Annotated in this window: 26 protein-coding genes and 1 riboswitch; of the genes, 12 read left to right on the top strand and 14 right to left on the bottom strand. The window is 50.6% G+C overall.

From position 1 onward, the window contains the following. Positions 1-15: 15 nt before the first annotated feature. From NWE93_10035 to NWE93_10025, 3 genes are all read right to left on the bottom strand, one after another. The gene (locus NWE93_10035) at positions 16-2220 is read right to left on the bottom strand and encodes a CDC48 family AAA ATPase (protein ID MCW4000568.1); all 2205 of its coding nucleotides are present in this window, start codon (positions 2218-2220) and stop codon (positions 16-18) included. Positions 2221-2364: 144 nt separating this feature from the next. Next, positions 2365-2643 carry an elongation factor 1-beta gene (locus NWE93_10030; GenBank protein MCW4000567.1) on the bottom strand — a complete coding sequence of 93 codons (279 nt, stop codon included), beginning with the start codon at positions 2641-2643 and terminating at the stop codon, positions 2365-2367. A gap of 12 nt (positions 2644-2655) precedes the next feature. After that, the gene (locus tag NWE93_10025; protein ID MCW4000566.1) at positions 2656-2835 is read right to left on the bottom strand and encodes a zinc finger domain-containing protein; all 180 of its coding nucleotides are present in this window, start codon (positions 2833-2835) and stop codon (positions 2656-2658) included. Between the two features lie 242 nt (positions 2836-3077). Between NWE93_10025 and NWE93_10020 the strand changes: the two genes are divergently transcribed. Both NWE93_10020 and NWE93_10015 read left to right on the top strand, forming a co-directional pair. Further along, entirely contained in the window at positions 3078-3671 is a 594-nt protein-coding gene (locus tag NWE93_10020) for a hypothetical protein (protein MCW4000565.1), read from the top strand. A gap of 273 nt (positions 3672-3944) precedes the next feature. Further along, positions 3945-4736, top strand: coding sequence for a molybdopterin-guanine dinucleotide biosynthesis protein MobB (locus NWE93_10015; protein MCW4000564.1), 792 nt, complete (start codon positions 3945-3947; stop codon positions 4734-4736). Positions 4737-4761: 25 nt separating this feature from the next. Here NWE93_10015 and NWE93_10010 read toward each other — a convergent pair whose 3' ends face one another. Together NWE93_10010 and NWE93_10005 are read right to left on the bottom strand one after the other, a co-directional pair. Beyond that, positions 4762-5253 carry an arsenate reductase ArsC gene (locus tag NWE93_10010; protein ID MCW4000563.1) on the bottom strand — a complete coding sequence of 164 codons (492 nt, stop codon included), beginning with the start codon at positions 5251-5253 and terminating at the stop codon, positions 4762-4764. Continuing rightward, complete coding sequence (locus tag NWE93_10005) at positions 5250-5537, bottom strand: ferredoxin family protein (GenBank protein ID MCW4000562.1); 288 nt, start codon at positions 5535-5537, stop codon at positions 5250-5252. The genes NWE93_10010 and NWE93_10005 overlap by 4 nt, the downstream gene beginning before the upstream one ends. A 76-nt stretch (positions 5538-5613) precedes the next feature. Between NWE93_10005 and NWE93_10000 the strand changes: the two genes are divergently transcribed. From NWE93_10000 to NWE93_09970, 7 genes are all read left to right on the top strand, one after another. Then, the gene (locus NWE93_10000) at positions 5614-5937 is read left to right on the top strand and encodes a metalloregulator ArsR/SmtB family transcription factor (GenBank protein MCW4000561.1); all 324 of its coding nucleotides are present in this window, start codon (positions 5614-5616) and stop codon (positions 5935-5937) included. A 13-nt stretch (positions 5938-5950) separates the two neighbouring features. Next, on the top strand, positions 5951-7009 hold the full coding sequence (locus NWE93_09995; GenBank protein ID MCW4000560.1) for a bile acid:sodium symporter: 1059 nt from the start codon (positions 5951-5953) through the stop codon (positions 7007-7009). Continuing rightward, on the top strand, positions 7006-7770 hold the full coding sequence (arsM, locus tag NWE93_09990) for an arsenite methyltransferase (protein MCW4000559.1): 765 nt from the start codon (positions 7006-7008) through the stop codon (positions 7768-7770). Before NWE93_09995 ends, arsM begins: the two co-directional genes overlap by 4 nt. 315 nt (positions 7771-8085) lie before the next feature. Continuing rightward, positions 8086-8805: a zinc ribbon domain-containing protein gene (locus NWE93_09985; GenBank protein ID MCW4000558.1), complete on the top strand. Its 720-nt coding sequence runs from the start codon at positions 8086-8088 to the stop codon at positions 8803-8805. A 124-nt stretch (positions 8806-8929) separates the two neighbouring features. Next, the gene (proS, locus tag NWE93_09980) at positions 8930-10372 is read left to right on the top strand and encodes a proline--tRNA ligase (GenBank protein MCW4000557.1); all 1443 of its coding nucleotides are present in this window, start codon (positions 8930-8932) and stop codon (positions 10370-10372) included. 153 nt (positions 10373-10525) lie between these two features. Then, positions 10526-11755, top strand: coding sequence for a hypothetical protein (locus tag NWE93_09975; GenBank protein ID MCW4000556.1), 1230 nt, complete (start codon positions 10526-10528; stop codon positions 11753-11755). Further along, a complete protein-coding gene (locus NWE93_09970; GenBank protein ID MCW4000555.1) occupies positions 11752-12222 on the top strand; it encodes a hypothetical protein in 471 nt (156 codons plus the stop codon). The genes NWE93_09975 and NWE93_09970 overlap by 4 nt, the downstream gene beginning before the upstream one ends. A 101-nt stretch (positions 12223-12323) precedes the next feature. Here the strand turns inward: NWE93_09970 and NWE93_09965 are convergent, their stop codons facing one another. Beyond that, the gene (locus tag NWE93_09965; protein MCW4000554.1) at positions 12324-14960 is read right to left on the bottom strand and encodes a PQQ-binding-like beta-propeller repeat protein; all 2637 of its coding nucleotides are present in this window, start codon (positions 14958-14960) and stop codon (positions 12324-12326) included. A gap of 277 nt (positions 14961-15237) precedes the next feature. Between NWE93_09965 and NWE93_09960 the strand changes: the two genes are divergently transcribed. Beyond that, positions 15238-16440 (top strand): aminotransferase class I/II-fold pyridoxal phosphate-dependent enzyme, encoded by a 1203-nt coding sequence (locus tag NWE93_09960; GenBank protein ID MCW4000553.1) that lies wholly within the window; start codon positions 15238-15240, stop codon positions 16438-16440. A 31-nt stretch (positions 16441-16471) separates the two neighbouring features. On the opposite strand, the gene ilvE is transcribed toward NWE93_09960, so the two are convergent. The 4 genes from ilvE to NWE93_09940 form a co-directional block, all read right to left on the bottom strand. Continuing rightward, positions 16472-17359 (bottom strand): branched-chain-amino-acid transaminase, encoded by an 888-nt coding sequence (gene ilvE / locus NWE93_09955; GenBank protein ID MCW4000552.1) that lies wholly within the window; start codon positions 17357-17359, stop codon positions 16472-16474. A gap of 94 nt (positions 17360-17453) precedes the next feature. Next, the gene (locus NWE93_09950) at positions 17454-19355 is read right to left on the bottom strand and encodes a threonine--tRNA ligase (protein MCW4000551.1); all 1902 of its coding nucleotides are present in this window, start codon (positions 19353-19355) and stop codon (positions 17454-17456) included. Positions 19356-19370: 15 nt separating this feature from the next. After that, a complete protein-coding gene (locus tag NWE93_09945; GenBank protein MCW4000550.1) occupies positions 19371-19568 on the bottom strand; it encodes a hypothetical protein in 198 nt (65 codons plus the stop codon). A gap of 47 nt (positions 19569-19615) precedes the next feature. Then, the gene (locus tag NWE93_09940) at positions 19616-20542 is read right to left on the bottom strand and encodes a carbohydrate kinase family protein (protein MCW4000549.1); all 927 of its coding nucleotides are present in this window, start codon (positions 20540-20542) and stop codon (positions 19616-19618) included. Positions 20543-20675: 133 nt separating this feature from the next. Beyond that, positions 20676-20753, top strand: a riboswitch (Fluoride riboswitch). 15 nt (positions 20754-20768) lie between these two features. Between NWE93_09940 and crcB the strand changes: the two genes are divergently transcribed. Continuing rightward, positions 20769-21158, top strand: coding sequence for a fluoride efflux transporter CrcB (gene crcB / locus NWE93_09935; protein MCW4000548.1), 390 nt, complete (start codon positions 20769-20771; stop codon positions 21156-21158). After that, on the top strand, positions 21155-21466 hold the full coding sequence (locus NWE93_09930; GenBank protein ID MCW4000547.1) for a DUF190 domain-containing protein: 312 nt from the start codon (positions 21155-21157) through the stop codon (positions 21464-21466). Before crcB ends, NWE93_09930 begins: the two co-directional genes overlap by 4 nt. Before the next feature lie 152 nt (positions 21467-21618). Here NWE93_09930 and NWE93_09925 read toward each other — a convergent pair whose 3' ends face one another. The 4 genes from NWE93_09925 to NWE93_09910 form a co-directional block, all read right to left on the bottom strand. After that, entirely contained in the window at positions 21619-22431 is an 813-nt protein-coding gene (locus NWE93_09925; protein MCW4000546.1) for a hypothetical protein, read from the bottom strand. Positions 22432-22693: 262 nt separating this feature from the next. Further along, positions 22694-24682: a right-handed parallel beta-helix repeat-containing protein gene (locus NWE93_09920; protein ID MCW4000545.1), complete on the bottom strand. Its 1989-nt coding sequence runs from the start codon at positions 24680-24682 to the stop codon at positions 22694-22696. A gap of 92 nt (positions 24683-24774) precedes the next feature. Beyond that, positions 24775-25137, bottom strand: coding sequence for a nascent polypeptide-associated complex protein (locus NWE93_09915; GenBank protein ID MCW4000544.1), 363 nt, complete (start codon positions 25135-25137; stop codon positions 24775-24777). A gap of 45 nt (positions 25138-25182) precedes the next feature. Beyond that, positions 25183-25650, bottom strand: a complete 468-nt coding sequence (locus tag NWE93_09910; protein ID MCW4000543.1) for a pseudouridine synthase — start codon at positions 25648-25650, stop codon at positions 25183-25185. Between the last annotated feature and the right edge of the window lie 68 nt (positions 25651-25718).

Here is a 25718-nt window from a genome sequence, read left to right as displayed (position 1 = left end):
AAGCGGTCACTTCTGTTATGCAACTGGGGTTGCTGGCTTTTGTACTTGTCGGATTTGCTGCATGAAGCTCTTATACCACTTCTCCATATCCGGCGTAATCGAGGGGCCCATCTCCTTCATGGCATCTTGGAAATCCTTCATGTGGACTTCTCGGGCGTTCACGTCGTGGCGAAGACTATGCATGGCGGCTTCGCGGCACAGCGATTCGATGTCTGCGCCACTGTAGTACTTTGTCATCATTGCAAGCTGGTTTACGTCCACGTCGGGATTGATAGGCATGCCTTTGGTGTAGATTTTAAAGATCTGCAGTCGGCTTTTATCGTCTGGTTCAGGCACATATATGAGGCGGTCGAAGCGTCCGGGGCGGATAACCGCGGAGTCAACCATGTCGGGGCGATTGGTAGCTGCGATAACCACGATGTCTTGAAGGGTCGTTATCCCGTCCATCTCGGTGAGAAGTTGGCTGATGACGCGTTCAGAGACGCCACTGTCACTCATACCCATGCCGCGTCGAGGAGTCAGCGAATCGATTTCATCGAGGAATATCACTGCGGGCGCTGCCATGCGGGCTTTACGGAAGACTTCGCGGATTGCTTTTTCGGATTCACCGACCCATTTACTGAACACTTCAGGGCCTTTAATGGAGATAAAGTTGGCTTCGCTTTCCGTTGCAACTGCCCTTGCCAGCAGCGTTTTGCCGCAGCCCGGCGGACCATACATCAAGATGCCTTTTGGCGGACGGATGCCTAGGCGAGTGAACATCTCGGGGTTTTTAAGTGGCCACTCCACGGCTTCTTTGAGGTGCTGCTTAACATCATCTAATCCGCCTGCATCATCCCAGTGCACGGTGGAGACTTCAATGTAGACTTCACGCATAGCCGTCGGAGTTACTTCCTTGTAGGCGCCCACGAAATCATCCATGGTGACCTCCATCTTTTCAAGCACCGCGGGGGGTATACGTTCTTCCTCAAGGTTAATCTGGGGCAGATATCTGCGCAGCGCCTTCATGGCGGTTTCTCTGCTCAGCGCGGAGAGGTCGGCGCCAGTGTAGCCATGCGTCATGCCTGCAAGTTTCTTTAGGTCAACGTCTTGTCCTGTTTTTTGTTCTTCAGGGACGTCAACGCCGTGAAGCGGCATGCCGCGGGTGTGTATTTGCAGGACTTCATATCGCCCTTTTTTGTCAGGTACACTGATTTCTATTTCGCGGTCAAAGCGGCCTGGTCTACGTAGCGCGGGGTCAAGTGCTCCGGGGCGGTTAGTTGCGCCTATAACGATAACGTTGCCTCTGCCTGAAAGTCCATCCATCAAGGCTAAAAGCTGCGCGACGACGCGTCTTTCAACTTCACCGGTGACTTCCTCCCGTTTCGGAGCAATTGCATCGAGTTCATCCACGAAGATTATGCTGGGCGCGTTCTGCTGGGCCTGCTGGAATATCTCGCGTAGCCTCGCTTCGGATTCGCCGTAGAATTTGCTCATGATTTCCGGGCCGTTGATGCTGTAGAAGTTGGCTTCGGATTCGTTAGCCACTGCCCTTGCCAGCAACGTTTTGCCGCAGCCCGGCGGACCATGCAGCAGCACACCCTTTGGTGGCTCAATCCCGAGTCGCTGGAAAAGTTCGGGGTGGCGAAGCGGTAGCTCAACCATTTCTCGGACCCGCTGGATTTCCTCGTGGAGTCCACCGATGTCCTCGTAGGTTGTGCGGGGTAACCCTTTACCTTCGGGGGCGGGTTCGTTGAGGATGGTGAGGCGGGTTTCAGTTGTGACTTTGATGATGCCATGCGGCCGCGTTTTGGAAACCGTGAAGGGGATGGCATGTCCCAGCATCATAACCAATGTGGTGTCGCCCTCTACTAGGGTGCGTTCCATTAGGCGGTTCTTGACGAAGTTGGTGAAGTCCTCATCCACGTTAAGGCGCATATCCACCGGCGCAAGCGTCAACGACATGGCAGTTTTCACTTTAGCGGGGCGAACCACCACGTACTCGTTAATGGCTACGCCGCTGTTCTTACGGGTGAACCCGTCGATGCGGATGATGTCCCGGTTCTGGTCTTCGCTGTATGCTGGCCAAGCAATAGCGCTTGTGGTGCGTTTGTTTATGATTTCAATTACGTCTCCAGCGCTGATGCCTAATTTCTGCATGGTGCGTTGGTCGATGCGGGCGATTCCTCTGCCGACATCTCTTTGCCGTGCGTCTCCGACGCGCAGTTGAACTTCACTCATAGAATTTTTCTCCAGATAATTGTGTTACTCGAGGGTATGTGTTTGAGAATGGCGATTTATTGTATATAAACTTTAAAGCGTAGCACCAGAAACCTTCAGATGCTTGCTTAAGAAGAAAATGGTGGTTTTTGTATAAAAACCTGTTTAGTCTCGGCTTGTCCTGCGGATGTTGAAGCTCTGAGCTTGGCTGACCCCGGGGATTTTGCTTAGGGCAGTTTCGAATTCATCGACTAAGCCCATTTTGTCTTCGGGAAAACGAAGCTGAACCAGGAGCGCTTTAAGGCCGAATGCAACGTCTTCTGTTCCCCAGCCTTCAACTGAGCTATGCTCAGGGATTATGGCTTTGATTTTTTCTTTAAGGGGCTCAAAGTCCTCAACTATGTCTTCGGGGAAAACCTTGTAGACTACCAGAATTGCGCCCATGTTTTTTGCCTCTTATGGTCCTTGGAACCCGCATTTGGGGCATCGGTAGAGCCGACCGAACTTTCGGCATTTGCCGTCGCGTTTAATCTGGATTTCGCCGCAGTTGGGGCACAGGAACTTTGTGGATTCGCTGCCCGGTGGAATCGGTTTTCCGCAGCTTGTACATGTGACTAATGACAACTTCTCTGACATGACTGACACTTCTTTGCCGAAATATTGGTGGACTTCCTTATATCTGCTGTGCTTAAAAAAGAGGTTTAACCCCGCTTTGCCTGAATTCTGTCGCCCTGCGGCTCAGTTTGTTTTTTAAAAACCGAAACTTTGCATTGTTTTCTTCTTGCCAGGTCTTGAGTTCAGTTGTTTGACACGGTAGAGACTATATAACAAAATTTATATATATTTATGGAATGATAGATATCTTGCAGGTGCCCCATGTGAGCCTTAACTGGAAAAAATGGACAAAAAACGACCTCATCTTCGGAGTAATCCTACCCGTCGTCGCCGTATTCGTTATCGTATTGATTTCAAAACTCCAATCCCTAATCGGCGGAGAACCCGGCATAGTCCTCGGCCTCACAATGGAGATAACTGAACTTACCGTAATTGTAGGGGTGCCCTTAGCGCTTGGGTTGCTTTGGAATCAATGGGCAGGCGGCGCCTCAGGGTTTCTGATGGGCACCTTCTATGCGCTTTATTGGTCCGGCAGCTTCCATGGCGCGGCTGGCTCCGGCACAGTCCTGATAGCCTACATCCTAAGCCCAATGCTAATCGGTTACATGGCAGGCGCCCTCAACAAGCGCTCGGATGACTTCAAAAGAATCCTCATCGCAGGCACCATTGCAGCAGCAGTCGGCGGCATAGTGCTCTTCACCATATTCCAGATGTCACCAGCCAACGTCGTCACCGGAATCACTGGCTTTGCATTGACAGTTCTCGCTAGAATCCTCGCCGCAGTCTTAACGGCTATAGTGGTGAAGGTTTTCTTCTGGTACGGCATGGGCACACAGAAACAACCAAAAATCCCCTAATCCCCCTTTGAGGTGGGCGCCCCTTAACTCCGATTTTCTGCGACAAGAAAACATGTATCAACTACAGGGATGGGCGATGCTCTCTTTCAAATCCTGAAAAGGCTGGCGATAGCTGCCTTGATTATGAAGACGCCCTGGATTTTCTAAGGTTAAAAGCAGACGCGATCCGTGGCTCTCTTGGGTAGTTACAAACAGCCTCAACGTTTTCCCGAATTGACCTATTTTTGAAATTTAAATACCCTACCGCCTCTTTGTTTGCCAAGGGAGATAATAATGCCCAAATTTGTAGCGGTAGTTGGCGGCGATCATTCCGAAAATAAAGCTGTAATCCAAAAGTTAGTTTCGGTTCTCAAGAGCAGAGGCCATCATGTGGCTATGATCAAAGAAATGAAGAGCATAGAAGCATTAGGGATTCCTGAAGGTTCTGGGGAAACTATGGAATTTAGGGCGGCGAGTGAAGAAATCGTTGTTGCCTCACCGCTTGCTCAGACGGCCATGTTCATTAAAAAGAAACTATGCTTGAATGAGTTGGTTCCTTTCTTAGATGAAATGGATTATGTTCTCTTAGAGGGCTTTGATAAGGAGAAAGTCTTTGCAAAAATTATTGTTGCCAAAACCGCTTTGGAAGCCGCTTCTTTTTCAGATGGACTTGCCATTGCCATTTCCGGTTCAGTGGCAGAAACAAAAGATCAAACACAGGTATCTGCCTTTGAGATTCCTCTTTTTAATATCGAATGTCAAGCAGAAGAACTCGCCAACGTAGTTGAAGAAAAGGCATTTGTGATGTTGCCTAATCTTAAGAATTGTGCATTTTGTCACCCCGTCGGAGAATGTGGATACGTTACATGCTACGAGAACGCCAAAGCCATAGTTTCCGGTAAATCTAAAACAAAAGGCTGCCCGCTCACTGTAAAAGAGAAGTTCATCATAGAAGTAAACGGTGTTAAGGTCCCCTTGAAGGATTTCCCCCAGATGATCCTTCAAAACATGATACTGGGCATGCTCTCATCCCTGCATGGAACTGATGACGTAAAGACCGTAAAGATCGAAATAGAAAAGGAATAGGCCGCTTAGGATGGGTGTATTTCTATCACCGAACAGGTTGGTTGACGTTTAGATTAGCAAAAAACGCGATTATCCACCCCTTGATTTCGTCTCGTACCTGTCGAAATGCTGAAAGCCGCTCTTCTTCTGACCCTTCCGCTTCAGAGGGATCTTGAAAACCCTTCACAAAATAATCTTTGGTTTTGTGTAATTTCGCATTAATTATCAGTGGCCTACCCAGGGCTGTTACGGGCGATGAGCAGAGTGTACAGAGGACTTTGGCGCTGCTTTGGCAAACGGAGACTGCTAAATCGATTTCTGTTTCGCTGAATTCTTCTAAGCCTTTGGAGTGCTGCTTTGAGATGTCGATTCCTATTTCAGCTAGGGCTTTAATCGCTAAAGGATTAATTTTTGTTGGGTTTGTGCCTGCACTGAAAACCTCATATTTTTCTCCATAGATGTGTCTTAGGAGTCCTTCAGCCATCTGTGACCGAGCAGAATTGTGGGTGCAGATGAAAAGAATTTTTTGTTTCTTCATGGTTTCTGCTCGCCTCGTAAACTATCTATTACTTTGCGAGTTACCTCTTCGTTAGGATGAGATATGGCGCCTGCTGGACAAATATCTTCGCATCCTCGGCAGAAAACGACGCAGTGGTTTGGGTTAACGACTGTTCTTTTGTTGCCGTTGACTTCTTTTAGTTTGAAGGCGTGCGTGTGGCAGAACTCTATGCATTTGCCGCAGGTGGTGCATTTGGTGTAGTCTATTTTGGGGTCCCAGGGGATTTTGTTGCGGGGGATTCCTTGGTATGTGTTTTCTGGCATGTTTTTTCTCCTTGCAAAGATTATGTTCATAACAACTTTTAAATATTGTTATGAAGTTAATTTGTGTTGATAACTCATGTCAACCATCGATAACCAAAACCGCTTCAAATCCACAGTCTTCCACGCCCTCTCAGACCCAATCAGGCTAGAAATAATCGCCTACCTACGCGACGGCGAAAAATGCGTCTGCGAAATCGTCCCACACCTAAACCTCATCCAGCCCCTCGTCTCCCGCCACCTAAAAATTCTCAAGGACGCTGGCATAATTCGCTGCCGCAAAGATGGGACAAAACGAATGTACTCCATCGTGGACCAACGCATATTTGAAGTGGTCGATGCATTATCAGGCGAGTTAGTAAACACTTTAACAAAAGAAGCCTTTGAAAACGCTTTCTGCTGATAAGGTGACCCAAATGGCTTGCGAAGAAAAACCAGAGACGCTAAACTGGGTTAGCAAACTACTTGCGCTTTGGATCGCAATAGCCATCGTAATTGGGCTTGCACTAGGCAAATACTTCCCTGAATTCAGTGCAACCCTTCAAATCGGCATTCCTATTGGTCTTTTCTTTATGATTTATCCAGCCATGACTAAAATCGAGATCGGCGAGCTCAAGCAGGCCGTCAAGAGTCCAAAGCAAACCTCCATTATCGTTTTTTTCAATTACCTGATAAATCCCTTTCTACTCTTTGCCTTGGGCTATCTCTTCTTTGAGGTCATCTTTCCCTCTTTGGGTTTAATTGATCTTCAAACGGCAAGGTACCTGTGGACTGGACTGATTTTGCTGGGTGTGGCCCCCTGTATTGCCATGGTGCTTGTTTGGACTGACCTCTGCAAGGGAAATGGGCCGTTGGGAATTGTTCTTATGGCGTGGAACTCCATTATCCAGATAATCGCCACGCCGCTGTTCATCGCCGTATTGGTGGGCACTTACATAAGCATCGACATAGTCACGATTGGCGAAAGCATACTCCTCTATCTGGGGTTGCCTCTGCTGCTGGGTGCCATAACAAGAAGGGAAGTTATCAAGCACAAATCCCAGCAGTGGCTCAACAAAAAACTCATACCCTACTTTGACACGCTACAGCTCTTGGCGCTGCTGGCAACGATGGTGGTCATGTTTGCTTTAAGAGGTGGTGTAATCATCGATAACCCCTCCATTGTCTGGCAGATGGCTATCCCCGTCACTTTGTTCTTCTTTCTGCTCTTTAACGTCGTATACTTTACCACCCGCCGCATGGGCTACAATTACCAGGACTCCTCAACCATGGCATTCCACAGCACGGGGCGCAACTTCGAGTTAGCCATTGCGATAGCGCTGACAGCTTTTGCATCAATGCCCATGGTTGCCGTGTCAACGGTGGTTGGACCACTTATCGAAATTCCTGTTATGCTCACCTTGGTATCTATCGCATTAAGACGGCGCAAAAAGCTGTCAGGTACCAATGGTCAAAGCGATAACCAAAAGAGATGAATCATATGGAAAAAGATGTGAAGAAAATCGTTAAAAATGCCTACGGAAAAATCGCCGTGAACACAGGCAACTCCTGTTGCCAATGCGGCTGCGGCGCGCTTGACGAGGCAACCAAGAAGAAAATCTCAGGCAGCATCGGCTACAGCGATGAAGAAATGAACGCTGTTCCCGAGGCGAATCTTGGCTTAGGCTGCGGCAACCCAACTGCCTTTGGCAGCCTCCGAGAGGGCGATGTGGTGCTTGATTTGGGCAGCGGCGCAGGCTTTGACTGCTTCTTGGCTTCCAGAAAAGTCGGGGAAGCAGGCAGGGTCATCGGGTTAGATATGACTGAAGCGATGGTTGTTAAGGCAAGGCGGCTTGCCAAGCAGCATGGCTACGGAAACGTCGAGTTTCGGCTTGGCGACATAGAAAACATGCCCCTTGAAGATGGCTCAATCGATGTTATAATCAGCAACTGCGTCATTAACCTTGCACCCGACAAAGCCAAAGTCTTCAGCGAAGCCCATCGTGTGCTGCGCAGCGGCGGCAGAATGTATGTTTCCGACATTGTTTTGCTGGGGCAGCTAAGCGATGAGCAGCTTGAAGATGAGGGGCTGCTCTGCGGCTGTGTCTCTGGCGCGATGCATAGGGATGATTACTTGGCTAAGATTAAGGCGGCAGGTTTCAAGGTTAACATCCTCGGGGAAGACAGGGAAATCAGCGAGTTGCAGTATAATGGTTTGCCCCTTGAAAGCATAAAGATAGAGGCAACAAAACAGTAACGGTTAGACGCTTGTCTCTGTTGCTTGCACCTATCTACCCCCCCTCTATTTATAGAGACATAGCTGCGGGCGTCTGCTGCTCCACCACTACCTCCCTCCCCTTATATAAAGGCGGAACCGTGCAGAAAGCCAAGTCTTAGCAGCCAACAGATAAACCTCTCCAATGATTGGTGAATATTTTCCGTGTCAATCAGAACATAGGGTACACTGGACTCTGACTAGGCAAGCAGGCAATCTGCCCCCCAAAGCCACATTGATTGGCGATTCACTAAAGATTTAAAGCGCTAACACGCCCCTTAATCATAGGTGCCATCGTTGTCTGAAGTCGAAGTCATATTAAGACAGGAATCAGGCGTTAAGGATCATGAATCTCGTTCTCCTCCATCTTTCGGGTTGAAAGCAGGTGCATTCGCCGAGTTGGGAACGCTGATTTTAACCAATAAGCGGCTTGTATACATCTCAAAAGGCAGCGCTTCACATGCGCTTGCATGGGGAGTCGGCGGCGTCTTTGCAGCTCAAGCGGTAAAGAGCTCAGTGTCCAAGGCAGAACTCGACGAGTTCGCAACCCGTGAAGGCAGCTACTATATTCCCCTTGAAAACTTAACTTTCGTTGAAGCAGGTAAAAAGATGGGTGAATCATACATCCATGTTGACTGCACTGGAACCAGCAAACCCGTACACGCCTATGTCGTAGGCGGCGGCAACAGCAACCAAGAATGGGTCGCAGCTATTAATCAAGCAAAGGCAAACATGCAAAACGCGCCCTCTTTAGCAAAAGCAGCTCCCCCTACGCAATCAGCTTCCGCAGCTTTCTCTCAGGGGAATTGCCCACAGTGCAGAGCAGCAAACGATCAGACCTCAAAATTCTGTACCTCATGCGGAGCCCCACTAACACAAACCGCAGAGACGCCGCTGCCTCCTCCGCCTCCACCGCCGCCAACCTCAACGCCGACGTGCCCCTCCTGCAGAAGCCCAATCCGCTATATCCAGCAGTATCAACGTTGGTACTGTGACAACGAAAAAAAGTATGTTTAGCGGTGGTCTCCTAAAGGCAAAACCGGCCTGCAGCCATCCTTCTCTTCCATAGCATTACCTGAGCTTATCCGTTAGGGTTTTATATGCAGCACATAGCATAACACTGGAAAAGAAGAGATTGGCTATGTCTGATACTGGTGTTACCGTTAAGAAGAATGTTGATTTCAGCGAATGGTACGTTGAAGTTGTCCTTAAAGCCGAGTTAGCTGATTACGCGCCTGTAAAGGGCTGCATGATTATCCGCCCCGACGCCTACGCGGTCTGGGAAAAAATCCAAGCCGTCGTCAACGAAAAAATCAAGGCAACAGGGCACCGAAACACCTACTTCCCCATGTTCATCCCCGAAGCCTTCCTTAAAAAGGAAGCCGAGCACTTTGAGGGGTTCACTCCAGAAGTCGCGTGGATAACCGTTGGCGGCGAGACGCCTCTGGATGAGCGGTTGGCGGTGCGTCCCACCAGCGAAACCATCATGTACGCGATGTTTAGCAAGTGGATACGCAGCTGGCGCGACCTGCCGCTGAAGATCAACCAGTGGTGCAACATCGTAAGATGGGAAACCAAAGCCACCAAACTGTTTCTGCGCACACGCGAGTTCCTCTGGCAGGAAGGCCACACCGCACACGCCACCGCCGAGGAAGCCGAAGCCGAAGTCATGTGGGCACTGAACATGTACCGCGACATGATAGAGAATTACCTCGCCATACCCGTGCTCATCGGCACCAAGAGCGAGAGCGAAAAATTCGCAGGCGCCCTCTACACCACAGCGCTGGAATCCATTATGCCTGACGGCAAGGCACTGCAGATGGGCACCAGCCACAACTTGGGCCAGCACTTCGCCAAGGTCTTCGACGTGAAATACATCGGCGAAGACAAAGCTGACCATTATGTGTGGCAGACCAGCTGGGGCATCACCACGCGCTTGATTGGCGCCATGATTATGATCCACGGCGACGACAAAGGCCTCATTATGCCGCCTAAAGTGGCGCCTGTTCAGGTGGTCATCGTGCCCATCCCATTCAAGGGGCTGGAGGCAGAAGCCATCGCCGCCAAAACCAAACAAATCCAAGCAGACCTCACCGCAAGCGGCATCAGCGTTTTCCTCGACGACCGCGGCGAATACACGCCGGGCTGGAAATTTAACCAGTGGGAACTCAAAGGCGTCCCGCTTCGTGTCGAGGTGGGCCCCCGAGACGTCAAAAACGGGCAGGTGGTTATGGTTCGCCGCGACACCGGACAGAAAGCCTTCGTGAAGGACGCCGATATACTCGCAACCGCCCAAAGCCTGCTCCAGCAAATACAGGATAACCTGCTATTGAAAGCCCGCGCTGTTTTAGCTGACAAAACCAGCGTTGCCTCAAACTATGAGGAATTCAAGGCGGTGGTTGAAGGCAAAGGCGGCTTTGTCAAGGCAGCATGGTGCGGCAGCCCAGAGTGCGAAGCAAAAATTAAAGACGAGACCTGCGCAACCATCCGCATTCGGCCCTTCCAGAAAGAGGTTCCAACATCTGGCTGTGTGCATTGCGGGAAGGAAGCCAAAGAAGTCGTGTACTTCGCAAGGTCCTATTAGGCGGCTTGTGTCCGCTTTTTTCTTTTTTACGAAGCTGTATATGCTTCCTCTGCGTTGTTTTGCCTTGATTAAAAGGGTGTTCGGGTGCTCGAACGGAAGTGTTCGGCGAATAGAGCTAAGAGCGGTTTAGACGATACAGCGTGTGGTGAAAAAATGAAAAAATCACTCTCAATGATCCTAATCGCGGTTTTAGCCTTCGGCATCGGCATCGCATACGCAGCGCCAATGCTGATTGTACCCAACATCCAGCCTTACCCCACTGTTGCAGAGGGAACCAAAGCTGGCTTCAGCGTCGACGTCGTCTACGCAAACTTTGACCTTAACGCTTCAAACGCAGAATACCCAGACCCGGTAACCTACAATGTCGTCCTTAACGTTACGAATTTATCCGATGAAGCAGCAACCATCTACGAGCTTGGCTTTGCAGCCGCACAAGACATCTCCGTGCAGGACTCCATCTTAGGCGGCACCATCTATGATAACGGCTTACGCTCCAGCAATCCTTTCGGTTCACACAGACAATTCGGCGGAATAATCGACGGAGTCTACCTTGACGGCGAATGGGTGAACATCACCTGGATTCCCAACACCTACTATGAAGATGCGAACGGAACACTAATTGAAGTGGGCTACCCCGAGTGCTTATTTGGCATCACCTCGGCTTCCTGGAACAACGTTACTTTCCAAGGACCCCTAAACCCACATGAAATTGAATCCTTCAGCGGCGACCACACAATCAACGCCACAATCCCCGACCTCCCAGACAACGCAAGCGACACAGGCATCTGGTTTGAGGGCGTACCCATCACAGAATATTACGACCAAAGCGGCAACCACATCCTCACAATGATGTACATCAACGGAGCCTGGGTTGACGTAACCGGCAGAGTAACAGTTGAAAAGACCCAACCAATGACTGCAGCATCCAACCTACTCGTAGATTTGGCATTAACCATCCAGCAGCTTCCATACAGAAACATGAACGCAACCGTTGGTCCCATAACAGCGTTACCCACATGGGGCGACTGGGGCTGCGGTAGAGCACTCAAATGGATACCTGGCGCTTGGGGCAGCCAAGTGTTTGGTCCGCATGAGTCAAGACTCATCATGTTTAACAGCACCCAATCCGCATACAGCAATGGCCTCACAGCGCTCGCATCGGGAAAGCTTGCATTGTACGCTTCAGTCTCAAACTACATCACTAACTGGCCAGTCAACGGCACCTTCTACGACACGCTCTCAACCGCCACCCAAGTCAAAGAGCTAACCTTCGACAAGACAGCAACCGGCTACCTATACAATTCCATCCTAGGCGACGGCGAAACCTTCCAGCAGGGAAACTCACCCATAGAAGTAACCATTGCACCGAGGATAGAGCCGTGACCAACATAGCCGCAGAAGACCTCGAAGGCACCACGCTTAACGTATACACCTACATCGTCAAAGAAGGCAAATCCGTAGGGCCCCGCGAAGTAATGCGCGCCACCAACCTCACCAGCCCCAGCATCGCACACTGGCACCTGCAGAAACTCGAAGGCTTAGGCTTACTGACAAAAACCCAATACGGGGAATACGCAGTCAAGGAGAAAGTCAACGTCAGCGGACACCTCTGGGTCGGCAGAACATTGGTGCCGCGGCTTATCTTCTACTCCTTCTTTTTTATGGGCATCCTCATCATCGAAATGGGGCTCCTAGCGTACCCGCTAATCGTGGAGGGACAGGCACCCAGCATCTACCTCTATTACCTCATCTCCCCCACCGCAATCGCAACCGTGCTGTTTATGGCAGAGGGCATGTGGCTATCCAAGAAAATCCATAACGAAAAGAAAAGGGCAACGGCAACCAAGTAACCCTCCTAAATTTTTTTTTCTTGGAAAAATAATTCGGTTGCGAGAATGTTAAAAAATTTTAACAAACAAAAAAAGGGAAAAATGGGGTTTGACAGCTGATTTTAGTGTCTTCTGCTCACTAGGACTGCCAGTATTACGCCAACTATCACGATGGCGGCGATTATTCCGATGACTGCGGCTAGGAAGTAGGTGTCGGCTATGCCTTCCTGTGGCGGCGCGGTCGGGGAAGCTGTGGTTGATGGCGAGGCAATGTTGAATGCGGTGACGGCATGTGACGGCCAATATGAGTCTGAGCCGGCGAAGCTTGCGTATGCGGTGTAGGCGCCTTCGATGTCAGGAGTCCAGACGTAGCTATAGAATCCGTCGAGGTCAGTGGTGACGTTGCCGATTTCGCGGTAGTTACCGTTTGCATCCACAACGCTTAAGACAACTGGGACGCCGGTTGCGTTGGTTGGCCGAGGCTTCTGCATGTAAATGTATTCCATCCAGATGTTTTGGCTTATGTCGTTGACTGCGGCGACGCCTTCGGGGAATCGGGTGGCAACCTCGTTTTCTCGTGTTCCAGGGGAGGTGTCGATTACTTTGCCTTCCAGGAGCACGGCGTTGCCCATAGCGGAGGATTTAGGTCCAGCTGAAATGGTGGTTGCACTCGAGCCCTTGCCGACCACGTACATGTTGTTGTCATAGTAGTTGTAGTAGGATAGGTAGCCGTCAGCAAGAACCGCTGTGGAGCCGCCTTGCCCGCCTGTTTGGCCTGACCAGCCCATCAGAGTCCAGATTTCCGCTCCGGTGGTTGCGTTTAAGCAGTAGACTTTGTTGCCTCTGTAGAGGGGCGCGTTGGGTGAGTGCTCGTTGTTGAAAGCGTAGACTTTGCCCTCAGCGATTGCAGATATGAAGATGGGACGTAGACCCCAAGCTGTTTCAAGACCGCTGTTGGTGTTGTTGTAGCGCCAAAGAAGGCTGCCGTCTGCGGTGCTGTAGCAGAAGAGTTCGCCACCAAAGCCCTGCACGTAGATGTTGCCGTATGCTGTTACGCCTCTGGGTCCACCGCCTTCGCCGCTGCCGAAGAACTGCAGACTGCGGAAGTTAGTGTCGGTTGGTCCCCATGCCTCGGCGCCTGTATCTAAGTTGAAGCCTCTCCACTGCATGTATTCGACATCGTTCATTGTCCAGACACGGTTCACTGGGTCGGTGGGTCCTAATCTGAGAGTCAAGTTGCCGCCTTCGGGTGCCGCGTAGCTCTTCACCCACTTCAGCGCCGCCACCGCTCCATTGGAGGAGTTAAGGTTTAGCGCCCACATGGTGAAGGGATTGTCGGTGAATCTTGCGCCAACTCCGGGAGCCAAGTTGCTGCTTCTGCCAAGCAAAATATCGCCAGGTAACACTGAGAAGATGGCGGGTGCAGTTGAACCAGTTATGTCTCCAGTGAAAGTATAGTTCCACGAGTAAGCGGTGCTTCCGTTGATGACGTTGCCTACGGGTCGCCAGCTGTTGATGTTGTATCCTGTGCCGATGGCTAGAAGCGCCTGAGTGCTGTTCCAAAGCGCCAGCCAGCCTACCTTGGAGGTGGTGTTGTAGCCGAGTACATAGCGGACAAGTTCGCCTTGGGTAGTGTACACGTCTGTGCCTGTGGGAATGTTGGTTAGGTTGTACATCCATTTTCCAGTGAATCCATCAATGGCTTGCCAAACAGTGTATGCAGCGGCGCCGGTGCCGACGGTTGAGCTCTGCCAGAGTACGCCTCCGACGACTCCATGCTGGTTAGGCGATTCGAAGTCCAGCAGCTGAGCAAAGGAGGGGGCTGCAATCAAAGTTGAGGTGGTTGCTGAGTTGTTGACGTATGCGTTAAGGTCACTTCGGTACCAGATCTGTTCGCCTGTGAGTAGGTTGTAGCATGCGTATCCTCCACCGTTGCCAGAGTGGCCCAGTGGCAACTGAACAAAGATCATGCCGTTCATTATGATGGTGTTTTGGAATCTGCCCTCGTATGATCCGCCGGAGTATTCTGTTACGTCTGGGATAGCTGATGTGCCCCCTACGACGCCGCCATATTCGAGTGGTTTGGTCCACAGGACATGTGCGCTGTTTGGTGCGGCGCCGTCTCTTTGCCAAAGGTTATAGTTTATCGACATCTGGAAGGTGCCAAAGTAGTTGCCTCGCAGCCATTGAGATGCAATAGTGGCCCAATTTAGGTTCTGTCCCTCTATGGGGCGTGACCAGTACTCGGTTGGCAGCGGATACACTGTGATTGGCTGTATTGGTTCCTCTTGTACAGTCAAGGTTATGGTTTTTGATGCTGGCCCGTAAGTGTCGTTTTCATAGATGGCGTTGGTTCCTAGACCACTAACATAGTAGGGGGAAGTTGGTTTGTCATTCCATCGGTAGACTTGCCCGCCGTAGGTGAATGTGATTGTGTAGTTGCCGACTTGATCGGGCACATAAGAGATGGATTGAACGTTTGTCGTGTCGTCCACAACGTCCCAATGCATTGTCTCCACGGTTCCGTCGGGTGCAGTGATGGTTAAGGTGTAGTTTTCTCGTCTGATGTTATTTGTTACCATAGAGCCGGGCAAAGAAACATCGATCCACATAGAGATGTAGACATTTTGGTTCACACCGACAGGGTCAGGTGCAGCGAAAAGGTAAGCGTAACTGTTGATGCGCCAGGGGGGAGTGTGAGCTTCAACGGGAGGTAGAAGCACTATTGAAGATGCAATTATCGTTGTTAAAAAAGCCATGGAAAAAGCTGATTTTAAAATCTTTTGCATTTGAATTCTTCCTAAAAATTTCTCTAATAAAAGAGAGTGACCCTTTGTATTTATCCATTTCTGCTCAACGATTAACGGTATCGTCTACGAGCCTATGCAGCATTATCGGTGGCTAAAACAAGCAAGCGGCAGAATAAGAAGCCAAATACCACTCGGGGGTCAATGTTGATGGTCTGTAATTAAGCGGTTAGGTTAGGAACCTTTATTTTTTGGGGTATGCACCTGTTTTGGTTACAGGTAACGCACTTTGGCTCCCATTAAAGTCACGAACCGCGCAGCAAACATCGAGTATGCCATACGCGATGTCATTGTGCATACGCAGGAACTCATCAAGAAAGGCAGAAAAATCTATTACCTAAACATCGGCGACCCGGCAGCCTTCGACTTTAAAACGCCGCCGAGCCTCAAGGAGGCATTGTGCCACGCCATCGCCAAAGAAGACAACTACTACAGCCCCAGCGAAGGGTTGCCTGAACTGCGACAGGCTGTGGCGAACAAAGAAAAGAAAGTTAACAACGTCGACATCACAGCCGACGACGTACTGGTCACCGAGGGCATCTCAGAGGGCATCGAGATGCTGCTTGGCGCCATCGTCGAGCGGGGAGACGAAATCCTCTTTCCGGGCCCCACCTATCCCCCGTATAGCAGCTACACCAAGTTCTTCGACGGCACCCCCGTCAGCTACCAAACCATCGAAGAGGAAGGCTGGCAGCCTAACATCGATGACCTCCGAAGCAAAATCACGCCGCGCACCCGAGCCATCGTCATAATAAACCCCAACAACCCCACGGGCGCCGTTTATGGCCGCAAAACCGTCAAGGAAATCCTTGACGTCGCAGGCGAATATGACCTGCCAGTGCTCAGCGACGAAATCTATGATCAACTTACCTACGAGAAGGATTTTGTCAGCGCCGCAGAAGTAACCAAGGATGTGCCCGTGGTGGGTCTCAATGGCTTCTCGAAGGTTTACCAGATGACTGGGTGGCGGCTGGGCTACATGTACTTTAAAGGCGAGGGTAAAGCGTTCCGGGCGCTCAAAGACGGCGTGGAGAAGCAATGCCGCATCCGCATCTGCGCCAACACCCCCGTGCAGATCGCCGCGACCGCCGCGCTTAATGGACCCCAGGATTTTGTCAAAGACATCGTTGACCGTTTGCGCCAGAGACGCGACTTCAGCTATAAGCGCCTAAACGAAATCGAGGGCATAAGCACCACCCGACCTGAAGGCGCATTCTACATCTTCCCCAAAATTGCAGATGTTGGCGCCAGATGGAAAACCGACAAGGACTTCGTGGTGGAGCTGCTTAAAGCCACAGGCGTGCTTATCGTGAATGGCTCAGGCTTCGATGCGGTCTACGGTAAGGGACACGCACGCATCGTGTTTCTGCCGCCCATTGATGTGCTAACCGAAGCCTATGATGCACTGGAAAATTTCATGAAAAAGAAGTAGAAACCGCAGCGGCAAGCTACGGCTTACTTTTTTAGATTTTTGTTCCGTTAGCTGGATCTTCGATTATTTTGTGGAACTCAGCCATCAGCCGCTTGGTGACTGAGCCGGGTTTGCCGTCGCCGATTACGCGTTTGTTGACTTCTCGGATTGGCACCACTTCCATGGCGGTTCCCGTGAAGAAGGCTTCGTCGGCGGTGAATATCATAAAGGGCGTAAGGTTGGTGGCCGTGACTTTGATTTTGAGTTTCTCGCAGAGTGCAATTATGGCGTCTGAGGTGATGCCTTCCAAGGCGCCGGTGCTGCTGGGCGGGGTGAGGACTTGATCGCCTTTGACGATGAAGACGTTTTCGCCGACTCCCTCCGCGACTAAGCCGCTGCCGGGTTCAAGACAGATGGCTTCGTCGGCTCCGTATGCGTTGGCTTCGATTTTGCCAAGCACGCTGTTAAGGTAGTTGAGGGATTTAACTTCGTGGGTCGTCGCGTCAACGGGGTTTCTGCGGACCCAAGTGAACACGGCTGTGACGCCGACTTCTTTGGCGTTGCCTGCTTTGATGTTTATTGAGTCAGCGATAATGATTACGCTGGATTTGGGGCATTTACGGGGATCCAGCCCGAGGTCGCCGACGCCGCGTGAAACGACGAGGCGGATGTAGCTGTCTTTCATGCCGTTTCTGCGCAGGGTCTCAACGACTGCTTCTACCATCTGCTCTTTGGACAGGGGGATGTTTAGCATTATGGCGTGGGCGCTTCGGTATAGGCGGTCTATGTGTTCTTTAAGTTTGAACACGTAGCCGTTGTAGGCGCGGATTCCCTCGAACACGCCGTCGCCGTAGAGGAACCCGTGGTCATAGACGCTGATTTTGGCTTCTGATTTTGGGAAGTATTTGCCGTCTATGTAGATTTGCAATTCGTTGCTCATTTGTTTATTCCTTCTTGGATTGCTTTTTCATATTGTCCAATCGTACATATACATTATCTCTGCGATACATACGATTCATTTAGGCAGGTTTTATTTAGCCGTGGAACTGCGGACGCTTAGAGAGGTACATGGGCAGCGGCAGCGGCTTAAAGGGTTTGCCAAAGGTTTTCTCTGACACCTTCTCAACCAGCTGATGCACCGAGAGCGCTTCCTGTTTACCACGCACTTCGCGGTCACGCACCGAAAGCAACCCCGACTCAACTTCTTTCTCCCCCACCACCACGGTGTAGGGCACCCATTCCTGCTCTGCTTCACGGATTTTCTTCTGAAGCGTCGAGGCTGAGTCATCGATGTCCACGCGGATGCAGTGCTGGGCGATTTCTTTTGCGATTTCCCCTACTTTGTCGAGGAACTTGTCGGATATTGGAATCAGCCGCACCTGAGTTGGCGATAGCCAAAGCGGCAGCATAGGCGCTTTCCCCGTCATCTGCTCGCGGTAAGCCTTCTCAAGGAGCGCGTATATGTCTCGTTCGATGGCGCCGCTTGGGCTGCAATGAAGAATCAGCGGGTACTGCTTTTCGCCTTTCTCGTCCACGTAGGTTATGCCGTAGCGTTTAGCGTTTTCCACGTCGATTTGGTCAGTGCTGAGCGCAGCGGCTTTGTCCTGGTTGTCCACGAAGTTTAGGTCCCATTTCAGGGCGAAGTAGAAGAAGCGTTCATTCCACACTTCAGCGAGAATGGGTTTGCCGAATTTCGCCACCAAGCCAGTGATGAAGTCTTTGTTTTCAGCGTAGAAGTCCTTGGTGAAGCGCATCGCGATTTCATAGTCGTCTTTTACCAAGCCAATGCTGTCTAGCACGCTCAGGCACAGGTCAAAGCGCACCATGAACTCCTTCTTTGCCTGCTCAAGGTCCGTGCAGAAGGCATGGCAATCCGGCATCGTGAAGGCGCGGAGCCGCTTAAGCCCCACGACTTCGCCGCTTTTTTCCCGGCGGAAACTGTAGCGGGTAAGCTCGTAGAGTTTAACAGGCATCTGCTTGTAGCTGAACTGGGCGTCATGAGCCATCAAGAACTGCCCAAAGCAGGCGGCGAACCGCAGAAACAGCTCTTTATCCTCAGATTTAAGCACGTATTGGCGGGCGGGGAAGCGGTTAAGGTAGCTGGAGAGGCTGGGGTGGTTGAAGTCATACATGATGGGGGTTTCGACTTCCATTCCGCCGTATTCTGCCACGCGTGCGCTCACGTACTGCTCAAGCAGCGATTTCATCATGCGTCCTTTGGGGTACCAGCGGATGTTGCCGGGGTCGCTTCCGGGTTCATAATCAGCGATTTCGAGGCGCTTCATGAGTGGAACATGCGGTGGCATCGCTGTGACTGCGCGGGTTTTCTTTATTTCGTAGTTGCTGAATTTCTGGAGGTTGCCATGTCCCTTGAACTTGAATTCCTCAACGGGCACAAGTGAGCCGTCGGTTTGCAGGACATGCCAGTAGGATTTCATGGTGTCCTCGGCTTTAAGCGCCGCAGAAACGGGTTCCTCCTCTTTTTTGCCTTCGCAGGGCACCTGAGCCTGCGCTGATGCGGCTGCTTGGGGAGCGTAGCTGCGTGCCATCTCAGCCAGCGGATGACCTTTAATGGAGATGGTGAATTGCTTGTTCCAGCCGAAGGGTGCGCGGTATGTTTCTATGCCCTTCTGCTTGGCGTAGGCTTCCATGTCTTTGATTATGGCGAGAGCCTGTGAGGGCTGGGAGAGGTTGCTGCTGAGGTGCGCGAAGGGGTAAATGAGGATGCGGTTAACTTTGAGTTTGCCTAGAAAAGCGCGTGCGTCATCGATGGCTTTCTGCGCCAGCGAGGCGTTGTCTCCTTCCTCGACGGCGATGAAGAGCACCACGACTTCTTCAACTCGGGTTTCCTCTTTGGAGGCTTCCTCAGCGATGTTGATTTCTTTCTCTATGGGTTTGAAGTTGATGTAGTTAGAGTGAAGTTGCAAAATCCGCATAGAATAATCTGCCTCTTAACCATAGCGCCATTTGTCAAGGGTCTTTTCTTTCTTGCTTTTCTTCTTGTATTCCTTGTAGTGTTCCTTGCAGAGATACGCACGTTTATCGTTGCCAGCCTTCATGCCGGCTGCTTTCACTTTATCCGCGGATAAGGAGCGGAGTGCTTCTGCGCCGCAGACGCTGCATTTTTCGCCTTTCTCTATGCGACCCAAACAAATCACGTCTCAAACTATCAGTGTTTAACTACGCTGTTATATGGCTATTGCTTAAGTTCCTTTTCGTAGAGTAGATTGGCTCTGCGGTAAACCTCCTCTTTGCTGCCAAAGTAGGTTGAGCCAATGCCTTCCACCACCAATGAAGCAGCTGCGGAGCCCACTGATGCGCACCAGAGCGTCTCTTTCTGGCGCAGATACTCAGCAAGGAAGGCGCCGATGAAAACATCTCCTGCCCCAGTGGGATCCACCACTACCTGCGAGGGGCATGCCGCGACGTTGTATTGTGCGCCACCCAACGAGAGCACCGATCCCTTCGCGCCCATGGTGACGATGACTGTTTCTACCCCGATGTCATGGAGGACGCGGATGGCGGGTTTGAGTTCGCTTTCGCCTGTGAGGGTGAAGATTTCGTTTTGGGAGGACTTGAAGATGTTGATTAAACCAAAAATTTCGTTATCCACCATTGCGCCGTCATGGACGTTTCCTTGCTCGTCGAAACATCGGGTCATTCCCTGCGGATCTAAGCAGAGTGTGTCTGCGCAGGCTTTGAGTTGCATGGCGACTTCGAGGCTGATTTCGTTGGCTATGGGAGCCAGGTGGATTGCTTTGGCGCGGAAGCCCCTTGGGATGTCCTCTGCGTTTAGGGGTGCGCCTTTGCTTTTGAGTTTAAGGGTGCGTTCGGCAAAATCCACGCCGTAGGTTAGTTCATAGGCTGTTGTGGCTTCCTCGGGGTGGAAGGTGACGGCGGATACGTCGATGCCTTCCTGCTGTAGCCACCACAGGTACGCTTGGGGGAAGCCTGAGCCGACTCTGCTGATGACGCTTGCGGATGCGTCGAGATGTTTGGCGGCGAAGGCAGTGTATGCTGCTGCTCCACCTAAAACTGTGAAGGGGGCTTTGCGGGTTGGCAGCACCAGGGTGTCAACTGAGAAATGCCCCACCACTGCCAGATCCGATGGTTGCGCTGCCATGTTTGCTCCTCTGGCTCAATATTTTGGTTTAGCCTATTAAGGATTAGCCCACACCAGAAGCTGCCGTATCTGCCCAGGTTGCATATTTGGCGCTGAATGCTGGCTGGGAAGGTTTTAATACATTTACTGCGGCTTTTGTTTTGGCTATGGCATTAGCCGTGGCAGACGCCAGAACCGCAGCCAAAGGGATGCTGATAATGCCTACCGCAAAAATGGATGGTAAAGCATGAAGTGGATTGAGTTTGCTCTCTTGGCGGCGGGTGCGGTGGTAGGCGCGTTTCTGCGGTACCGCATGGTGGAGTCTCCTGTGGCGTTCTATGGGTTACCCCTGAATGTTTTGGTGGTTAACGTTTTGGGCAGCTTTATTTTGGGGGTGTTCTCGGTGCTGTCGGTGGCGTTTAATTTGGATGCGAAATACACGTTGTTTGCAGCGGTGGGTTTCTGCGGCTCCTTCACCACGATGTCCTCGTTTGCGCTGGAAACCACCAATCTGCTGGAGAGCAACCGTTTAATGCTGATGGCACTCAATATCCTAGCAAACGTCGGCTTGTCGCTTGGCGCCTTGGTCGGCGGCAGATTGCTGGGCGACGCCGTGATGGAGAGGCTGATTCGTTGAGGCAGAAAATGTGGGATTTAACGATTCGCATCAAACGCAACGATGAAGTAGGCGGCAAACGGCTTCAGGACCTGATTATGGATTTTCTGCGCAAGGCAGGCGTAGAGGGCGCGACGGTTTGGACGGGTGTGAATGGCTTTGGCAAACGGGGCAAATCCACTTTGCGTCTTGAAGGAGTCACGGTGAATATGCCTCTGATCATCGAGGTTGTGGACCAAGAGGAGAAGCTGGAGCCGCTGCTATCTGAGCTTAAGCAAATCGTGGGCGACGACGGCTTAGTCACCATACAGGAAACCTACGTCATCTAACTGTTGCTCTGCCACCTCTACCCCCCCTCTATATATAGGGTAGACGAATGCGGGCTTGTTGACCCATCCTCTGATTGCATGCACAGCAGAGGCAGCTTTTCCCCTGCACCTGCAGGCTGCTATTGGCTGCTGGCATGCATCTGCCGCGCGAGTTAGCCGCTGCCGCCTCTACTGTTTGCCTTCTTGCTCTGCAACAAAATAAACACAACTGCAACCAGCACAGCCACGGCGGCAACCGACACCACCGTGCAAACCATCCACAAATCGGTCCCCTCTAAACCGTTCGTTTGAAAATGGGGCGCCATGGAAGTCGAGGGGTCTGCAAAGTCAGCTAGCACGTTTGGTAACGGGTAGTTTATCGTCTCTCCAAGGGCTACGGTTTGGGGGCTGCTCCAGCCGCTTTCTGTTCCATTAAACACCCATCCGCTAAAGGGAATCAGGGGATTATGGCTGGCGGTGCCTATTAGGGCTTGAACCTGGAAATCCACTGTGCCGCCCGCGGTAACCTCGATTTGGTAGTTGGGTTTTTGGTCATAGGGCAATAGGAAATCTGCCCTTGAATCCATGTTTATGCCCACTGAAATCACGGTTTGGGCTTCATCTTGGCTTGGGAAACGGTAGCTTCCAGCATAGTTTAGGGGAATCCAGTTTTGGTCAGAGAAGTGCCCTCTGTACCGAAGGGCATACTGGAGCCCGCTGACCAGATTGTAGCCGCCTTCTTGCTGGACATCATAGTGCTGATTTATGATGGTGAAGTCCGCGGTTACCCATTCTATGTGACTGCCCGGGTTGGTTACGGGTTGACCAGTGTAGGGGTCGGTGGAGGTTGTAGCGGCGGTGTCGTAGGTGTGGTTGACCAGTTTAAGGGTGAAGGCTGGAACTGAAGGCGTCACCGTTGCCTCCGCGGGGAGCATGGAGAAAGTGGAGGCTGCTAAGAAGGTTAGGAGAATGCTGGACAGGAGCAAAGAGGAACTCTTCTTAGCAGCGTTCATAGTTAAAGGTGGATTTAGATGGGGATTTATGGGTTCTTGTATAGGTTTCTTGACAAAGCTTAGTCTACATTTCTTGACAAACCCGCCTAGCTGTTAAATACATGGGTACCGTTGAATCTTGCCAGCTAACCTTGCCACTATAGCTATCTGCAGCGCCAAATAGACACGCAAAAGAGGGTAGAACCCCGCGATAGTATTCAAGTTCCTTACGACCAAAAAAGGATTTAGCGGCTGTTTAGTTGGTTATTTTTGACGGCTGGGCTGTTTCCTTTTTTCTTTTTTGCAAAAGTCCAACTATGACTAAGACGACACCTAAAACCAAAACTGCCCCGATAACAATCAACTGTGAAAAATAGGAAAATGCCCTCCATAGTGAGGCGTAATTTTCATCATACAAAGGAGTAGATACTTGACGTAGGGCATCCATTACTCGCCCCGAATCAGCCCAAACCCTCACTGTTATGGCATTAGTGTAGTCAGGGTAGGTTTTATCAAGAGGAACCTGCACGACCCAGCAGGGAAAAAGCGTTTTGGGGTCCCGCAGAGCTGTCGCTAAACTTGCTGTGGAACCATTACTAATTTCTAAGCCGCTTACAACGGCAGATTCAGTTGCACCCAGGGGCGCCTTGTAGCTATAACCTTTAACATAATTTTCTGCAATGTCGATTGCCTGCTCCTCTGAAATACTTATTGAAGAATCTCCTATTTGGTAGAGTGATCGGGTGTCTGAAAAAAAGATTTCATGCATGTTTTCTCTTCCTTCTTCAAAAAATAAGTCAACTCCTGTATAGTCAGCCCCATTAACGTGATGGTACCAGTCAAATGACTGCCGAGTATAGGAATTGAGAAAATGCTGCCATGTTCCATTTCTTCCAACAAACAACAAGTTACTCGAAATCACAATTGAACTGTTCGCGGATCCAACATTAAGTGACATTTGCTCGACTTCTGGGTCATCAGTCCAAACGTAGTAGTTATGAAGGATGCTTTGTGCCTTTTCCGAGTTGTTGCTTAAGCTGCTGTTGGCAAATAAAATTTTTCCATAACAGAACAAATCGCAGTAAACGAGGTTGCCATCGACCACTATGACCCTTGCTTCAACAGGTCCTTGCTCATTACTTTGAAGCTCATACTCTAGGTATTCAGTAGACTGACCGGCTAAAGGTGTCGACATCTTGTCTGGAGCAATAGAGGTTTGATCGTAAAATGAGGAAAGTACTGGAGTATACGTTTTCAGGTCAAGCCCAATTGTGTCATTAAAGAAAGATACTGCCTTTGCTTGACTGCTTAAGTTGGGAGCCACAGCAGCCTGCTTGGTCATGTAGTATGGCACAGCTGGAATTGGCTTGTCAATATTAACTTGTGAGGTAAGGGGGTAACGGTCAAAAAAACTAAAATCCGGAGCGATAACATCATAATTTGTAAATATTATCTTTGGCACTGTTCCAATGCCCAAGTTGTCTTTTTCTTCTGTGTAGTCGCTCCAGTAGTTGCCACTTACACCGTTGTCCCAAGGCAAAATTTGGCTCTGCGCAGGTCTTCCGCGATTACTGATTGTTCCATCGTCAAGCTCTTCTGTGTTGTTAATGAAGTTGTTGCTGTAAATCATTTGGTTCCACGCTTGAGCAATAAGAACAACGGCGCTTTTGGTGCAGTTTTCGATAATGTTTTGAACAACTAGATTACCGGAGTCGTAGAAACAAAGGCCGTGTTGGTTATTGACTATTTTGTTTCCTGCAATATAGTTTAGTCCGCCCGGTCCAATCAAGATTGCGCCAGCATTGTTTTCGATGTCGTTTCCAATTATAATGTAATATTGAGCGTAGATTTTTAGGGCGTAATCGCTACATCCCTTAATAACGCAGTTTTCCACCGTGTTATTATCATAAACGCCCAAAACGCCACATTTCCAATCAACCAACCTAAAATTTTGAACAGTAACATTTTCGCATTCTAACTCTACTGCAACAGCGCTTCCATCACCGATTATAGTGTACCCTTTGCCGTCGAGGATTATGTTGCTTGATTTTACATCTATTGGGCTGCTCAGGTCGGAGGTTAAGGTATAGAGGCTGCCGTTTCGATTTAGCGGTGCCGATGGGGGGTTAATGCTTCCGTCTGGGTTAATGGTTATTGGTTGTGCGGTAGCTGGGGAAGCGATCGGGAAAGCGGCTAGAGTAAACAAAATTGTTATTGCCAGCAGGATCGATGAGGTTTTTCTCAACTTACTCCCTACTATGAGTAGATTTTTATTTAAATATAAGATTTTGGGAAACTTAATGTTTAAAAAAGATTCTGATAAAAGGAAGAAAAGAATTATTGGAGCAGCAGGATCGCTTTGGCTAAGTCGCCGTCGGCTTCTATGAGTGCCTCTTTGGCTTTCTCGAGGCTCTTGCCGGTTTGGTCCGCGACGAGCTGCACGTCCTCCTCGCTGAAGCTGGGCTTGGCTGCTGCACCAGATGTCCGCGCCGAGGGCGCCTGCTCGCTGACTTGTCCGCCGATAACCTGATACATCTTTTGTCCCTGAACCGCCAGAATCGCCACTTCGGGCTCGTCGATGACGATGTCTTTGCTGGAGGTTCGGATGATGACTTGCTGCACGTCGGGCACGCTATCCATGTTCATGCCCATCCGCTGCATCATGCGTTTCTGCTCACGGGGATTCATGCGTTTATGCAATCGAGTTCACCATACCACCTTATTCTACGCTACGGCTTGATATACTTAACTTTCGGTGCTGCCATGCCGTGTTTTGACGGCGACGCCGGTTTTGAAGGCGCGGATTTCCTCGGCGGAGAGCAAGGCGCGTCCAACCGCCAGCACCTGCCTGTTCTCGTCTACTGAGATGACTTCGTCTTTGGCGCGGACCTCCTCGTCCACCGCCACCACATGCACCGCGAACACGTCGCCTCCCCTTGCAATGTAGGGGGCTACGTCGTTTTTTACCGTGACAAAGCATTTAGCTTCCGAAACCTCTGCGGCCAGGGTCTTTGCGGCTTTGACACTAAGGGAGAGCCGCCCATCGGTGGGGCGCAACGTAGCCAGCCGCTCGCCAGCGAGGTTAATGTAGCGGATTCTGCCGGTCCGAGGCGACAGCACAATCTCTATGTCCTCGGGGAACAGTTTAGCGCCTACGCCCTTGCCGAATTGGTAGTCTGCGATGCAGCGGACCCGTTGTTTTTCGTTCTCCATCCATTCACCATGGCTACAGTTGAGGTTAATTCGACAAGTATAAACAGTACAACATTATAAACTCACTG

It is taken from the genome of Candidatus Bathyarchaeota archaeon (assembly GCA_026014735.1).
Taxonomy (GTDB): Archaea; Thermoproteota; Bathyarchaeia; order Bathyarchaeales; family Bathycorpusculaceae; genus Bathycorpusculum.
The sequence above is the reverse complement of the archived record's forward strand: the minus strand, read 5'-3'. Positions and strand labels throughout refer to the sequence as shown.

Excerpts from the sequence above, each read along its gene's own strand:
- proS (MCW4000557.1), top strand. The coding sequence starts at position 8,930 with ATGTCTGATACTGGTGTTACCGTTAAGAAGAATGTTGATTTCAGCGAA.
- arsM (MCW4000559.1), top strand. The coding sequence starts at position 7,006 with ATGAATCATATGGAAAAAGATGTGAAGAAAATCGTTAAAAATGCCTAC.
- NWE93_09975 (MCW4000556.1), top strand. The coding sequence starts at position 10,526 with ATGAAAAAATCACTCTCAATGATCCTAATCGCGGTTTTAGCCTTCGGC.
- NWE93_09965 (MCW4000554.1), bottom strand. The coding sequence starts at position 14,960 with ATGGCTTTTTTAACAACGATAATTGCATCTTCAATAGTGCTTCTACCT.
- NWE93_10010 (MCW4000563.1), bottom strand. The coding sequence starts at position 5,253 with ATGAAGAAACAAAAAATTCTTTTCATCTGCACCCACAATTCTGCTCGG.
- NWE93_09995 (MCW4000560.1), top strand. The coding sequence starts at position 5,951 with ATGGCTTGCGAAGAAAAACCAGAGACGCTAAACTGGGTTAGCAAACTA.
- NWE93_09910 (MCW4000543.1), bottom strand. The coding sequence starts at position 25,650 with ATGGAGAACGAAAAACAACGGGTCCGCTGCATCGCAGACTACCAATTC.
- NWE93_09940 (MCW4000549.1), bottom strand. The coding sequence starts at position 20,542 with ATGGCAGCGCAACCATCGGATCTGGCAGTGGTGGGGCATTTCTCAGTT.
- NWE93_10035 (MCW4000568.1), bottom strand. The coding sequence starts at position 2,220 with ATGAGTGAAGTTCAACTGCGCGTCGGAGACGCACGGCAAAGAGATGTC.
- ilvE (MCW4000552.1), bottom strand. The coding sequence starts at position 17,359 with ATGAGCAACGAATTGCAAATCTACATAGACGGCAAATACTTCCCAAAA.
- NWE93_10025 (MCW4000566.1), bottom strand. The coding sequence starts at position 2,835 with ATGTCAGAGAAGTTGTCATTAGTCACATGTACAAGCTGCGGAAAACCG.
- NWE93_10000 (MCW4000561.1), top strand. The coding sequence starts at position 5,614 with ATGTCAACCATCGATAACCAAAACCGCTTCAAATCCACAGTCTTCCAC.
- NWE93_10005 (MCW4000562.1), bottom strand. The coding sequence starts at position 5,537 with ATGCCAGAAAACACATACCAAGGAATCCCCCGCAACAAAATCCCCTGG.
- NWE93_10015 (MCW4000564.1), top strand. The coding sequence starts at position 3,945 with ATGCCCAAATTTGTAGCGGTAGTTGGCGGCGATCATTCCGAAAATAAA.
- crcB (MCW4000548.1), top strand. The coding sequence starts at position 20,769 with ATGAAGTGGATTGAGTTTGCTCTCTTGGCGGCGGGTGCGGTGGTAGGC.
- NWE93_09950 (MCW4000551.1), bottom strand. The coding sequence starts at position 19,355 with ATGCGGATTTTGCAACTTCACTCTAACTACATCAACTTCAAACCCATA.
- NWE93_10030 (MCW4000567.1), bottom strand. The coding sequence starts at position 2,643 with ATGGGCGCAATTCTGGTAGTCTACAAGGTTTTCCCCGAAGACATAGTT.